Source organism: Rhodococcus cerastii (assembly GCF_033042195.1).
Classification (GTDB): domain Bacteria; phylum Actinomycetota; class Actinomycetes; order Mycobacteriales; family Mycobacteriaceae; genus Rhodococcoides.
This window is the reverse complement of the sequence record NZ_JAWLKF010000049.1, coordinates 1-517: the sequence shown is the minus strand read 5'-3', so window position 1 is coordinate 517 and position 517 is coordinate 1. Positions and strand designations below refer to the sequence as shown.

Below are 517 nucleotides of genomic sequence, written 5' to 3'. Positions count from 1 at the left end.
CCCATAGGCACAGCATCGACTCGACCGAGCGCGGAATGCCGACGGCCACTGATATTTCGGGGCCGGTGCCGCGGGAGAGGAGGACGCGCGCGAGGCGGTTCGACAGTTCGTCGAGCTCCCGGTAGGACACGTCACGCTCGCCGTACTAGAGCGCCACCGCATCGGGATCCTGCGGTGCCGCTTCCGCTAATAGTTGTGCGAGCGTTCGGGCGCAGACGCCCGACGCGCCGCGCACCGGCACCAACGTGTCGCGCTCGTGATCGGTGAGCAGCGACAGTCCCGCGAGCGGTACGTCGGGTCCGCCGCAGGCTTCGAGCACCCGCACCACCCGGTCCGCGATGCTCTCGACCGCGCGCGCGTCGACGAGGTCGGGCAGGTATTCGAACTTCAGGTGCAGCCGGGCCTCGGCCGAGGCGACGAGACTCAATGGGTAGTGGGCGGCGTCGGCAGCCTCCACGCCGATTACCCGCAGGCCCGCGATATCGGTGTCTTCCGACATCCCGGCGCGGTCCACCGG

At 69.6% G+C, this 517-nt stretch carries 1 pseudogene; it reads right to left on the bottom strand.

The features are described 5' to 3' along the window. Positions 1–517 (bottom strand): annotated as a pseudogene (locus tag R3P93_RS24550) (AMP-binding protein); the annotation flags it as partial.